The organism is Ruegeria sp. CDSC085 (assembly GCF_059610465.1).
This window is the reverse complement of sequence record NZ_JBXWNR010000025.1, coordinates 32,133-44,111: the sequence shown is the minus strand read 5'-3', so window position 1 is coordinate 44,111 and position 11,979 is coordinate 32,133. Positions and strand designations below refer to the sequence as shown.

At 54.3% G+C, this 11,979-nt stretch carries 13 protein-coding genes; 8 read left to right on the top strand and 5 right to left on the bottom strand.

The genetic code is table 11. The annotated features are described in order from the left end of the window. Positions 1–263 precede the first annotated feature (263 nt). The 5 genes from AC2FJB_RS21220 to AC2FJB_RS21200 form a co-directional block, all read right to left on the bottom strand. Complete coding sequence (locus AC2FJB_RS21220; protein ID WP_496720681.1) at positions 264–713, bottom strand: MarR family winged helix-turn-helix transcriptional regulator; 450 nt, start codon at positions 711–713, stop codon at positions 264–266. Continuing rightward, complete coding sequence (locus AC2FJB_RS21215) at positions 703–1,803, bottom strand: Acg family FMN-binding oxidoreductase (RefSeq protein ID WP_496720679.1); 1,101 nt, start codon at positions 1,801–1,803, stop codon at positions 703–705. Before AC2FJB_RS21215 ends, AC2FJB_RS21220 begins: the two co-directional genes overlap by 11 nt. A 213-nt stretch (positions 1,804–2,016) precedes the next feature. Then, the gene (locus tag AC2FJB_RS21210; protein ID WP_170756439.1) at positions 2,017–2,694 is read right to left on the bottom strand and encodes a GntR family transcriptional regulator; all 678 of its coding nucleotides are present in this window, start codon (positions 2,692–2,694) and stop codon (positions 2,017–2,019) included. Beyond that, positions 2,691–3,722: a Gfo/Idh/MocA family protein gene (locus tag AC2FJB_RS21205; protein WP_496720677.1), complete on the bottom strand. Its 1,032-nt coding sequence runs from the start codon at positions 3,720–3,722 to the stop codon at positions 2,691–2,693. The genes AC2FJB_RS21210 and AC2FJB_RS21205 overlap by 4 nt, the downstream gene beginning before the upstream one ends. Beyond that, on the bottom strand, positions 3,719–4,807 hold the full coding sequence (locus AC2FJB_RS21200) for an isocitrate/isopropylmalate dehydrogenase family protein (RefSeq protein WP_496720675.1): 1,089 nt from the start codon (positions 4,805–4,807) through the stop codon (positions 3,719–3,721). Before AC2FJB_RS21200 ends, AC2FJB_RS21205 begins: the two co-directional genes overlap by 4 nt. Positions 4,808–4,942: 135 nt before the next feature. On the opposite strand from AC2FJB_RS21200, the gene AC2FJB_RS21195 reads away from it, so the two are divergent. The 8 genes from AC2FJB_RS21195 to AC2FJB_RS21160 all read left to right on the top strand — a co-directional run bounded on the left by AC2FJB_RS21195 (position 4,943) and on the right by AC2FJB_RS21160 (position 11,854). After that, a complete protein-coding gene (locus tag AC2FJB_RS21195; protein WP_496720673.1) occupies positions 4,943–5,950 on the top strand; it encodes a Bug family tripartite tricarboxylate transporter substrate binding protein in 1,008 nt (335 codons plus the stop codon). Between the two features lie 57 nt (positions 5,951–6,007). Further along, on the top strand, positions 6,008–6,757 hold the full coding sequence (locus AC2FJB_RS21190) for a hypothetical protein (RefSeq protein WP_496720671.1): 750 nt from the start codon (positions 6,008–6,010) through the stop codon (positions 6,755–6,757). Positions 6,758–6,761: 4 nt separating this feature from the next. Then, complete coding sequence (locus AC2FJB_RS21185) at positions 6,762–8,273, top strand: tripartite tricarboxylate transporter permease (RefSeq protein WP_496677114.1); 1,512 nt, start codon at positions 6,762–6,764, stop codon at positions 8,271–8,273. Beyond that, the gene (locus AC2FJB_RS21180) at positions 8,273–8,560 is read left to right on the top strand and encodes a putative quinol monooxygenase (protein ID WP_496677111.1); all 288 of its coding nucleotides are present in this window, start codon (positions 8,273–8,275) and stop codon (positions 8,558–8,560) included. Before AC2FJB_RS21185 ends, AC2FJB_RS21180 begins: the two co-directional genes overlap by 1 nt. After that, the gene (locus AC2FJB_RS21175) at positions 8,557–9,354 is read left to right on the top strand and encodes an N-acyl homoserine lactonase family protein (protein ID WP_496720669.1); all 798 of its coding nucleotides are present in this window, start codon (positions 8,557–8,559) and stop codon (positions 9,352–9,354) included. Before AC2FJB_RS21180 ends, AC2FJB_RS21175 begins: the two co-directional genes overlap by 4 nt. Continuing rightward, entirely contained in the window at positions 9,351–10,628 is a 1,278-nt protein-coding gene (gene otnK / locus AC2FJB_RS21170) for a 3-oxo-tetronate kinase (protein ID WP_496720667.1), read from the top strand. Before AC2FJB_RS21175 ends, otnK begins: the two co-directional genes overlap by 4 nt. Continuing rightward, positions 10,625–11,266 (top strand): 3-oxo-tetronate 4-phosphate decarboxylase, encoded by a 642-nt coding sequence (gene otnC, locus AC2FJB_RS21165; protein WP_496720665.1) that lies wholly within the window; start codon positions 10,625–10,627, stop codon positions 11,264–11,266. Before otnK ends, otnC begins: the two co-directional genes overlap by 4 nt. A gap of 237 nt (positions 11,267–11,503) precedes the next feature. Beyond that, positions 11,504–11,854: a hypothetical protein gene (locus AC2FJB_RS21160; RefSeq protein ID WP_496720663.1), complete on the top strand. Its 351-nt coding sequence runs from the start codon at positions 11,504–11,506 to the stop codon at positions 11,852–11,854. The last annotated feature ends 125 nt before the right edge of the window (positions 11,855–11,979 follow it).

Here is an 11,979-nt window from a genome sequence, read left to right as displayed (position 1 = left end):
AAAATCAGTTTACCCCTGTCAGACTTTAAGGCTTCAGGTGCCATGTTGCGCGCTATTCCCGTCGCCGACGAAATCACCACAGTTGGGGTCGTAGCGTAGGCCGGGATCTAACCAACTGTTCGTGGCGTTCGACGGCGGCGCGAAGATTGTGACATTTAACTACACGCCCACTTTGCCTGAAGGATCACCGCCGCTTCCCCCGGGCGGAGATTGCATGATGTTTAAGAATTTGGCTTCGTATTCTAGCTAACACCGGTTTTTGCCTAGTCCCGTTCGCTGTCCAAAGCTTCGCGTATGAGCGTCAGATTCGGCAGCGAATTGTGAAACGGATCGAACCCGAGTTCGAACAAAACTGGAACCAGGGCTTCCGAAATCCGCTCCATACAAGCTTCCAAAAACTCCGCGCCTTGCGGCGTGGACCGGGCAATTTTCGAACGCTTGTCATTGGGGTTGGCTTCAAGGGTAATCAGAGCATGATTTTCAAGACTGGAGAGCATGTGCGTCATCGACGTCTTGGGCACTTGAAAAGCGTTCGATAGCTGTAGTGGAGTTTCTCCCTCGGGACGCCGGACCAGGTGGCCCAATATGCCAAATTGGGTTGCGGTCATTCTACCAGGTAAGAACGCTTCAAGCTTGGCCGAGATCAGCTGATTGATGATCCCGACCTCGGTGAAGAACCGGTAAACTTCGTTGGTCTCATCTTCAGGCTTCATTCAGAATTCGTGTCTCCAGCGGCCAGCGGGGGGTGGCAATTGGCTCGGGTCCATACCCCAAACGCAGCAACATTTGCACCGTGTGGCCCGGTGACGCAAGAAGCTCATGCGCCAGAGCGTATTCATCGGCCATCTCGGGATACTCCTGAAGTGCCTGACTGACGGGGTGAACGCCCAAGCCCATTTCGGTTGTCTTTAGGTAGAAACGCATCAACTGACGTCCGGCATCGAGTTGATCGCTTCGCGTATTTGTGGCCGTCGTGAGGACTGCGTATTGTGGCGTCGCGTCTAGCATGGCGAAGTAGCCTCGCATGTGTGACTGAGTGCCTGGGTGGTCAACATTCATAAGGGTTTCATTGTCCAATAGGCCGGTAAGTCGCAGCGTTTCCAGCATGGGATCGCGTAATTCTATCCCGTCTGGGTTGGCGTTGATTTCAGCTTTCCCGATCCGCATCAGGTCGACGGATTCTTTCAGGGTCTGCGGCGTTCGCATTTCGATTTCAAAAGCGCGTTTCGTAAGGTCTCGAACACGGGCCACCAGATTCTCGTCGGAAATCAGAGTGGCATAGTTTTCAAGGACCGACGATTCCGTCTCGGACAGCCGCTGTTCAGTGTACGGTTCTTTGTTTGAATGTCGGTTAAGGATTTGATCTGAGAGTGGATCGGATGACCCGCCAGGAACAAACAGTGCTTCTGCGATAGATCCTTCATTCCCATCTGGCAGTAACTTGACCTCGGTATCAAATCCCTGTGCACCTGCCGCCAGGACCATGGTCTCAACAAATGCGCCGAGGCCAATAAAGAGTTGGCGGTGGTAAGGATCGGTTTCTGGGAGCTCGCGATCAGTATCACGGTGGATGCGCACTTTGTCTTGTCCAACCAACTCGACCAGCCAAGGTTGCAAGTTGTGTGGATTGGGGGCGAGAATTGCGTAGGACAAAGCGGTTTTGCGCGGGTCGTCATACGGTTTTGGCGTCCACGGAGCCAGCGCGTCATGCGGCGTGCGTGTAGCGAGGAACCCAACCGCACCAGTTGCCGCCAAAATCGTGCCTCCGCCTAGAACTTTTAGAAAATGTCTTCTGTTTGGCATTTTGACTCTCCAATAGTACGATATCGAACCAAATAATACGAAATCGTACCACTTCAACCCCAGTCGATGCAGTGATTGGATGAGTGATTTGAAAAAAGTAAATCAGAACAGCCGGAGGCAACCGTGGACTACCGTGGGAGACAAGTATTCGGAGCGCCCTTAATGCCGGAAATAGGCAGTTATTTTAGTTGATTAACGACCGGCACGAGAAGATCAGAGGCTGTTGAGCCGATGTTTTTCGAGTATCCCGCAAAGCATAGCCTGTGCTTGCAGCCTGTGTTCTCGATGACGTTCACGGGCAGCATCCGGTCGGCCTTCACTAATTGCTTGGAAAACAACCCGGTGATCTTCATTGGATTTGACGGGCAGTGGCCTGATGAACAACGTCGTCGCGCGCGCGCGACGTACCTGGTCGCTCATCATGGCGACAATCGCTTCGACCCGTTTGTTGCCGCCCAACCGAACGAGCTCCTGGTGAAACAATTCGTCGGCCTCGGCCCAGGCTTCAAGGTCTTCGGCTTCGATGGCTTGGTCCATCTTTGCAATTGATCCAGCAAGTACCGCCAGTTCATCTTCTGAATAGCCCGCTTCGGCAGCGCGCTGTGCTGCGAGACTCTCGAGTTCCGTCAGTATGTCATAAATTTCACGCATATCGTCTGATGAAACAGGCAGTATCCGCACGCCTTTGCGGGGCCGCATTTCCAGCAACCCCTTGCTTTCCAACATAAGCGCAGCTTCCCGTATCGGGGTGCGGGACATGCCAAGGGTCTCGGCGAGTTCCGATTCCAGATGGTCAGTTCCGGCTGCAAGTTCGCCGGACAGGATCATCCGCCGCAAATCTCTTACAGCGCGTTGCGTATTGGAAAGAGTTTTTGCGTCCTGATCCTTCACGGAGTCTCCAGGTTGATCTTTCGTCCCTCCGCAGCCGAGAGATAGATGTTCTCTTCGATGCGGATCACGTCCAAATAGTCTCGAGCCGTGTTTTCCAGCGGCGTGCCCTTTACAAGGCCTGAAATGACGTGACTTTGCAAGGCGTGTACGCAGTCTCCTCCAAACCCATCACGATCGCTCGGAGGTAAAATCTGCTGTCGCTCCTGTTTTCCGAAAGCGCGGAGGTCAACTGAACCGTCGCCGCTAAGAACCAGTGATCCTTCCGTTCCTTCGATGAGAGCTTCGCCCATGGTCTGACGCAGGTTTTCGGCGCTGTGGTCAAGGCACCTGTTCCCATCGAACAGAGCTTTCAAACCTTTGGGGTGGTCAAACAAGATGTAGCCTGCGTCCTCGCCCGCGATTACGGAGTTAACTTGGCGCAAGTCCGCGTAAACAGCACTGGGCGCATCGAACAGAAACCGGAACGTGTCTACCCAGTGAACCGCTGTTTCATGAACAAGGAAACGAGGCATGTCCTGAAAGTACGGCTGCCGGTCAAGGTAGGCGTGTAGACCCTGTCCGTCACCGGGTCGAAGTCGGAAAGTCGCTTGTAGAGGAGTTCCAATTCGACCCTTGGCCATCGCCTCTTTGATTGCTCGATACCAAGGCTGGAAGCGAAAGTTTTCGTGTATAACAATAGTTGCCCCAACCGCTTCAGCCTCTGAAACAATCATCTCAGCTTCATCCAAAGACATGCAGAAAGGTTTTTGGCAGATCACCCACTTTATCCCAGAGCGCAGTGCCGTCCGGATGGTGTCGGCCTGCGCCACAGGTGGAAGGATGATGTCCACGAGATCTGGCTTTTCCGCCTCCAGCATTTTTGACAGATCATCGTAAGCCGCCAGTCCTGTTTCTTTCGCCTTGTTGATATCACGGTTGCAGGATGCAATCGGAACCGCTCCGGGCATTCGGGACCAGCTTTCGTAGTGGAACCTACTGAAATACCCCGCACCCACACACGCGACCCTGATGGCTTGTTGAGTATTCATGCCCGCAATTCTTCCAATACCGATGAGGCTGCGTCCTGCGTTCCGGCGGTGCCACCTAGGTCACGCGTCAGGTTCTGTCCGTTCGCAGTCACCTTTTCCACGGCTTCACGCAATCGTTCGCCGTCGTTGGACAGGCCTGGGTGATCATGGGTCAAACCTAACCATTCAAGCATCATTGCTGCGGACAGGATCATCGCAAAAGGGTTAGCAATACCCCGTCCCGCAATGTCCGGAGCGGAACCATGGCAGGGTTGGAAAACAGCGTGGTTCAACCCGATATCCGCTGATGGCGCCAGTCCAAGACCGCCCATGAGACCCGCACCAAGGTCGGAGAGGATATCTCCGAACATGTTCTCAGTCACCAAAACATCGAATTCCCAAGGCTTTTGGACCATCCATAGAGCGGTGGCATCAACATAGGCATGGTCAGCTTTCAAATCGGGATGGCGTGCAGCCTCCACGTCAAAGATAGATCTGAAGTATGCAAAGGCCCTGAAAACATTGGCTTTGTCGATACATGTAACCCGTCCTTGGCCGCGACCGGATGCCTTGCGGTTCTTGGCGAGTTCAAACGCGAAACGGAACAGTTTTTCGGATACCTCACGAGTGATCAGCAGAGTTTCACGTGCTTCGTGTTCGGAAACTTCGCCAGCGCCTTGGGTGAAGAACAGTCCTTCTGTGCTTTCGCGTATCAAGACAAAGTCGATCTCTTTTCCGGGAGGCAGCGCCAAAGGGGTCATTTGTCCGCTGCTTACTTTTACAGGACGCACACCAGCAAAAAGTCCCAGTTGCTTTCGCAGATCAATTTGCGGTGAAATCTCGGTTCCGTCAGGATATCGAACATCTGGCAAGCCCATTGCAGACAGCAGAATTGCGTCCGCATTGCGTGCAGTTTCGAGTGATCCAGCCGGAAATGATTCTCCAGTTTTGGCGTAGTGGCCTGCGCCAGCTGGTGCGTCTGTAAACGCCAGCTCGTAGGTTGGATTGCTTAGCGAGAGTTGGTGCAGAATTTCAAGCGTAGGGGCCATAATTTCCGGGCCGATCCCGTCCCCGTGGAACACCGCAACATCGTAAATCATTTTCATTCTGGCCCGCTTCCTTCCCGTTTCGCATTCATAGCGCGATAGCAGCTTCCACTACAGTCCGTTGACAATGCATTCTGTAATGTATACGCAATTAAATGCAACAATAAACGCAAAGTTGTTTGGGAGGACTTGGAAATGAAACTAAAGCTAGGGCGGTTGGCCGCCGCAGCCGTGATGGCGACCGGGATTGCAGGGGCAGCTGCTGCGCAGGATTACCCTTATCGTGACATCACCACAGCTGTGGTCTGGGGGGCCGGTGGCGGCACGGACACGATCAACCGAATGATCATGGCCGAGATGGAAAAACACCTTCCGGTCTCGATCAATGTGATCAATCAAACTGGTGGCGTCGCAGGTTCCAATGGCATGGTCTACGTCATGAACCAACCAGACGATGGCTATACATTGGTTGGTTTGTCAGAGTCTAACGTTACCGCCGCTGTGCAGGGTGGTTGGGATAAGAAATTTGATTTTTGGTATCCGTTCATTGTTGGTGGATCACCTGATCTGATCTCGGTCCCGGCGGACAGCCCTTACAACACGCTGGAAGAACTGGTCGACGCTGCGAAAGCAGCTCCTGGCACTATTCCGGCAGCGGCTTCCGGCGCAGGGTCTATCCACCACTTGAACCTTCTCGCCATCGAAAAAGGGTCCGGGGCGGAATTCAAGTTTGTTCCATACAAAGGCTCGGCGCCAGGGCAAGAAGCAGCGATAGCGGGCGAGGTCGCATTGGTCGTAACCTCTCTGGCTGAGCAGGCGCCTTTGATCGAGGGCGGTCAGTTGAAACCGCTCGCGATGCTGACGCCCGAGGACGCGCAAATCGCAGGAGCTACGGTGCCATCTGCCTTCGGCATCTATGACGGTCTCGATCAGTATCTTCCACTCAAACAGGCCATTGGTTTTGCAGTTCACAGCTCAGCTGGTGACGACGTAAAGGCCGCGCTTGGCGATGCCTTTGAGCAGGCGATTGCGTCTGACACCGTCGCCGAATGGGCTGCGGCAAACAATTACGACGTCGGTGGTCAGCACGGTGAAGCGGCTCAAGAACTGTTTGCGAACCTCGAGGCTACTTTTGCCTTTACCTTGCAGGACCTTGGCGCTGCCACCGTCGATCCGGCCTCGCTGGGTATCGAGAAGCCCTAATCCGATCAATTTTGAAAGGGCGCGCTTGATTGCGCCCTTTCCCTCAGGAGGCAGGCAATGGACAAACCTGACGAAACACTGGTCATGCGGTCGCGCGACTTTTGGGCAGCAATTGTTCTTATAACAGTGTCCGTCTTTTTTCTTTGGAAGACGTCGGACATTCCACTTTGGGGTGAAAACCGCGCAGGAGTAAGTGGGTCGGATTGGTACAACTCGGCTGCAATTGTACCGTTGTTCATCTTCGGTGGATTGCTTGGCTTGTCCTTCGTTTTGCTGGCAATTTCGATCCGCTCTGGTGGGGCCCAAAACGCGCTCACGGCTTTGGGGATCGGATGGGATAAGTCGGAAGCCTATCGAGCTTCAACAATAGGCCTGATCCTTCTTGCATATGTCGTCGGACTGGTTCCCAGAGTGGACTTCATTTTGTGCTCGGGGTTACTGATTACAGCTTTGACTTACGGGTACTACGGCGGCCATGCGCGGCGTTCTTTGGTGGCCTGTATCGCAGTTGCCTCTGCCGGACTTTTTGCGTTCGCCATATTTCCCGCGCAGGCGGAGTGGAATGCACACGGAGATGATTGGTTTACACTGGTCCTATGGGTCTCGCTAACACTTGTGGTGTTGACCAAAGCGGCTTCAGAACGGCTTTTGCGGTTCGTACCACTGGTCGCGATACTGGCCCCTTTGATTCTCGTTTGCGCGATGGCCTTTATCTTCCGACAGAACGTGCCCGCGCGCGGTGGGCTGATCTTCAAGCAAATCGAATACCACTACTACGTGACGCTTCGTCCGCTATGGAAAGATTGACCGGATGGATTTTATCCTTTCGCAACTGGCTGGATTTGGGACCGCATTCGTGGGCCTGGCAGTAGACCCGCTGACCTATCTGTATTTGATCGCTTCCGTGTTCCTAGGCATCACGTTTGGCGCATTGCCCGGCTTGACGGCAACCCTGGCAGTGACGATCCTGACGGGGTTCTTCGGCAACAAAATCCCGCTGGACTATTCGCTCATCGCTTTGCTCGGGGCCTACGTCGGCGCGATTTACGGCGGCTCCTACCCATCTATTCTGCTGAACATACCTGGCACAGCAGCCAGCGCCGCGACGGCCATGGATGGCTACCCTCTGGCCAAAGCAGGTCGAGGCGGCGAAGCCCTAGGGCTGACCACAACGGCCAGTTTCATTGGCACAGTTATCGGGACCATCACGCTTTTGATATTTGTCTGGGCACTGCTTTTGGTTTCAAAAAACATCGCAAGCCCGGAGAAAGCACTGCTGGCCCTCTTCGGCATTCTGCTTTCTGGCACTTTGATGAGCGAAGATTTGGTGATTAAGGGATGGATCGCCGGTTTGATCGGGCTCGCGATGTCCATGGTGGGTCTCGACCCTCTGTTGTCCGAGCCGCGCTATACCTTCGGCTGGTCTTACCTGATGAGCGGATTTCAGGTCGTGCCAGTTTTAATGGGGGCCTTTGCCATTCCCCAAATCATCGACGGTTTAAGGCACGTTGAGGCTGGGAAAGTTCTGGCCCTTAAAGGCCGTATTCTTCCAAACCTTCGCTCTATTCGACGTTACTTGCCGACCATTGGCCGTTCAGGAGTGATCGGGACCGGGGTAGGAGCGCTTCCCGGCGTGGGCGAAGATGTCGCCGGTTGGGTCAGTTACGGTGTCGGCAAGACCGTATCTGCCGAGGGCGACAAGTTTGGAAAAGGCTCTTTGGAAGGTCTGCTGTGTTCTGAAACAGCAAACAACGCCTGTATTGGTGGCGCGCTGATCCCACTTTTAGTGTTAGGCATTCCCGGTTCACCACCCGCCGCGGCTTTGATGGGGGCCTTCAAGATCAACAACGTGATCCCGGGCCCCACGATAGACCCCGAGATCATTCTGCGCGTGGTTGCAATCCTGGTGCTGGCATCCCTGACAATGTTCTTGATGGGCCTGTTCACTGCTCGGGTTTTTATCAAGATACTCGCCATACCGCAGACCATCTTCTTGCCAGTCGTGATGGTTCTGACAACAATCGGGTCTTTCAGCGTCGGTGGTGGCATCAATGATCTCTACCTGATGCTTGGTGTCGGCGCCGTCGCCTATTTTATGAACCTGATGAAGTACCCAATCGCGCCGTTGGTTATTGGAGTTATTTTAGGCAGCTTGTTTGATGAAACCTTCCGCCGGTCGCTGTTCTTGTCGGATGGGGATCTTTCGGTCTTCTTTTCGCGGCCCGGTGCGGCCATTCTGATGGTGCTCAACATTGGTTTGATCCTCAGCCAATTGCCTGTCGCAAAGCGCGCTTTCTCGCGTCTGAAAGGACTTTCCGTCTGATGTTTGTGGTTACTGTCACCTTCACTCTCATGCCCGGTACGATAGACACCTTTTTGCCGCTGATGGTCGAAAACGCTTCAACCTCTTTACGTGAAGAATTCGGATGCCAGCAGTTTGACGTTTGCCTCGGCGACGATCCCGAGACGGTGTTCCTCTATGAGGTATACGATGACGCTGCCGCGTTTGGCGCTCACCTCGAAAGCGCGCATTTCAAGACTTTCGATGCGGCGGTTGCTGATGTGATAAAAGCCAAAGCTATTCACCAGTATACCGAGGTCATCCGATGAACATTTGGGAGATTCACGCCGTCAAGTATGCGGATCGCAATGCCCGCACTCGACGCGACAGCTTCATCTTGGATGACAATCACGACGCACCTCACGCGATGGACTATTTCGTTTGGGTATTGAAGCGCGGCAACGAAGTCATTCTGGTCGATACTGGTTACGATTCCGAAGAGGCAGCCGCCCGTGGTCGTCCAATTGCGATGGACCCACGTGAGGCTCTGCGCCCCTTGGACATTGCGCCGGAAGCGGTGACAGACATCATCGTGACCCATCTTCACTATGACCACGCAGGGGGGCTGCATATGTTCCCGAACGCCAAGTTGCATATTCAATCGGTGGAAATGGCCTTCGCCACGGGTCCCTGCATGTGCCATGACCACCTGCGTGCGCCTTTCACGGCCGGCCATATCTGCGAGGTCGTAAAGCGTCTCTATTCAGGGAAGGTCGTGTTCTACGATGGAGAAGCCGAGATAGCAGATGGGGTGACCGTGCACTGTATCGGCGGGCATTCGCGTGGGTTGCAATGTGTTCGTGTAAGAACAGCAGCCGGGTGGATGGTTCTGGCATCGGATGCCTCGCATTACTACGAGAATTTCATGGAGCGCAAAGCCTTTCCCATCGTCGTCGACCTGCAGGACATGATGGATGGTTTCGAGACACTCGAGAGGTTGGCCTCGCATCCTCGACTTATCGTGCCCGGCCATGATCCACTTGTGCGTGAGGTTTTTCCCGTCGGTGCGGCGCCGCATATCCATAGGTTGGATCCTGGGCCAAACAGGGACATCGAACTATGAAAATCGGTGTCATAGCCGATGACTTTACCGGTGCGAGTGATATCGCGAACACCTTAGCGAAAGGCGTAGAGCCGGAAGGTGGGTTACGAACGGCTCAATTTCCAGGTATTCCGACGACCCCGGCTGAGAAGGAGATCGAAGCGGGTGTAATCTCGCTCAAAAGCCGCACAGCACCTATCGAGGAAGCTGTAGCGGACAGCCTGCGGGCCCTGCGGTGGCTCGCGGACCAAGGATGCCGCCAGTTCATCTTCAAATATTGCTCGACCTTCGATTCCACGGCAGAAGGGAATATCGGCCCCGTTGCAGAAGCACTGGCCCAAGAACTGGGTGCGCAAAAGGTGGTTTTCTGCCCGGCCTTTCCGGCAACGGGGCGTACTATCTATTACGGTCATCTCTTTGTGCTTTGTAAGCTGTTGCACGAATCCGGGATGGAAAATCACCCTCTTACACCGATGACGGATGCCAACATCCGGCGATGGTTGCAGTATCAGACTGAAGAAGCGGTTGGGTTGGTGCCAATTGACACTGTGAAGCAAGGTTCAGAGGCAATTGCTGCTGCTTTGCGGAACGTCGACGAACGCTTTGTGATCGGTGATGCGATTTCGGACGAGGATTTGTTGGCTTGGGGCGAAGCTCTAAAGGATGCCAAGCTCATTTCAGGGGGATCCGGGATAGCGCTGGGGCTACCCAGAAACTTCTTAAGAGAGGCTTCATCAAAAAGTACTGGCAGTTTGTTCACCGGTGCTGCAGGGTCTGCCGCGATCCTTGCTGGGTCGTGTTCCGGTGCGACCCGTGGGCAGATACATGTACATGCCGAATCCCATCCGAGCTTCGCCATTGATGTTCCGGGTGTCATGTCCGGGGATGTGACCACGCAAACGCTTTTGGATTTCTTTAAAGCGCATCCGGGTCAGGCGCCGCTCGCGTATTCATCGGGAAGCCCGGATGATGTGCGAGCGATCCAAAATCAATTTGGTCAGGAAGCTGTAGCAAACAGGCTGGATAATCTCTTTGCAGAAACTGCACGGGAACTTGTCCAAACGGGTTATAAGCGCCTTGTCGTGGCCGGAGGGGAGACATCGGGAGCTGTTGCCAAGGCCGTCTCTGAGGCACTGGGGTCACCGGCTATGTCAATCGGGCCAGAGATTGACCCGGGCGTGCCAGTCCTGAGCGTTGGGAAAACAGAACCCATTGCAATGGCTCTAAAGTCTGGGAACTTTGGCGCTCAGGATTTCTTCGCTAAAGCGCTCAGAATGATGGAGGCAGGCAGATGAGTTCTGAAGAATTGGCGCTGCGGCAGCAGATGTCGGAGCTGTGCGCCTCGCTGTTTACGCGTGGCTTTTCCGTTGGCACTGCGGGCAATGTCTCTGCGCGTTTACCGGACGGGATTCTCATGACGCCAACGAATTCGACTTTGGGCAATGTTGACCCCGAGCGAATTGCCAAGATTGATTTGGATGGCAACCACGTCTCCGGAGACAAGCCAACCAAGGAGGTCTTTCTGCACCAAGCCTTCTATGAGACGCGGCCGGAAGCCGGTGCAGTGGTGCATCTGCATTCGACCTGGGCCACCGCACTGTCGTGTCTGGAAGACACCGATCCCAATGACTGTATTCCGCCGCTTACACCATACGTGGTCATGCGCGTAGGCACGGTTAAACTGGTTCCATACGTTAAGCCGGGTGATCCAAAATCCGGTGATTTGATCCGCGAACTGGGCGGCAAGTATAGTGCTGTTCTGCTGGCTAATCACGGTCCCGTCGTATCAGGAAAGGATCTCTTTTCAGCGGTCTGTGCAGCGGAAGAGTTGGAAGAAACAGCCAAGCTGCTCGTGGCACTGCGGGGTATGCCAATCCGGATGTTGGATGCAGAACAAGTCGCAGAACTCAAAGAGACTTTCGGAAGGATGTAGTTGGACACCGATAGGGACAGTGTGCAAACTTTTTGGCAAATCCTGCAAATTTGTGCACAAATACCACGCAAAGCTATGGGCAAGTTCACCTGAATTTAATGAATGAAATCAATAGCAGGAATGCAGCGCTATGAGCGCGCCTACATCAGGTGTAGGCGTCGCCTCCGACGATGCCTTCAGTGGCATTGTCGAGATAGACGAAACTCATCAACGGGAGAGCCGCAAAGGTTCACGGGAATGGCTCTGCACCTGAGGAACCCGCTCCAGTATCCGCGTCCGCCCCGTCACCAGTGGTATGTCTTCAAGAGCGGAAGGGTGAAGATGCAGAGAGGGTTGTCGCGGTGGCAACTTCCGCTTCTCACAATCACCAGCCGCTCCGGCAAACAATATCTGGAGCGGATCAAAAACCGCAGTATTCCCGTCATCGACGCGGCGCTTTCGCCTGTGGTTGCGACAGATGCGATTCTTTGCACCGACGGTGCGGCGACCTATGCCCGCTTCACCAAGAAAACACCTTGGACCATCATGTTCTCAGCAACAAGCCAGGCAAACGGATCACGCAGAAAGCCTTTCACATCCAGAATGTGAACGCATTACACTCCCGCTACAAAGACTTCATGGGGCCCTTCAAAGGCCCGGCGTCGAAGTATCTGGGGCGTTACCTGCGTTGGTTTCTACTCCGGTCGAAGATGGACGGCGGAGCAGTCTTTCGA

Excerpts from the sequence above, each read along its gene's own strand:
- AC2FJB_RS21190 (WP_496720671.1), top strand. The coding sequence starts at position 6,008 with ATGGACAAACCTGACGAAACACTGGTCATGCGGTCGCGCGACTTTTGG.
- AC2FJB_RS21160 (WP_496720663.1), top strand. The coding sequence starts at position 11,504 with ATGGCTCTGCACCTGAGGAACCCGCTCCAGTATCCGCGTCCGCCCCGT.
- AC2FJB_RS21175 (WP_496720669.1), top strand. The coding sequence starts at position 8,557 with ATGAACATTTGGGAGATTCACGCCGTCAAGTATGCGGATCGCAATGCC.
- otnC (WP_496720665.1), top strand. The coding sequence starts at position 10,625 with ATGAGTTCTGAAGAATTGGCGCTGCGGCAGCAGATGTCGGAGCTGTGC.
- AC2FJB_RS21195 (WP_496720673.1), top strand. The coding sequence starts at position 4,943 with ATGAAACTAAAGCTAGGGCGGTTGGCCGCCGCAGCCGTGATGGCGACC.
- AC2FJB_RS21220 (WP_496720681.1), bottom strand. The coding sequence starts at position 713 with ATGAAGCCTGAAGATGAGACCAACGAAGTTTACCGGTTCTTCACCGAG.
- AC2FJB_RS21180 (WP_496677111.1), top strand. The coding sequence starts at position 8,273 with ATGTTTGTGGTTACTGTCACCTTCACTCTCATGCCCGGTACGATAGAC.
- AC2FJB_RS21200 (WP_496720675.1), bottom strand. The coding sequence starts at position 4,807 with ATGAAAATGATTTACGATGTTGCGGTGTTCCACGGGGACGGGATCGGC.
- AC2FJB_RS21215 (WP_496720679.1), bottom strand. The coding sequence starts at position 1,803 with ATGCCAAACAGAAGACATTTTCTAAAAGTTCTAGGCGGAGGCACGATT.
- AC2FJB_RS21185 (WP_496677114.1), top strand. The coding sequence starts at position 6,762 with ATGGATTTTATCCTTTCGCAACTGGCTGGATTTGGGACCGCATTCGTG.
- otnK (WP_496720667.1), top strand. The coding sequence starts at position 9,351 with ATGAAAATCGGTGTCATAGCCGATGACTTTACCGGTGCGAGTGATATC.
- AC2FJB_RS21205 (WP_496720677.1), bottom strand. The coding sequence starts at position 3,722 with ATGAATACTCAACAAGCCATCAGGGTCGCGTGTGTGGGTGCGGGGTAT.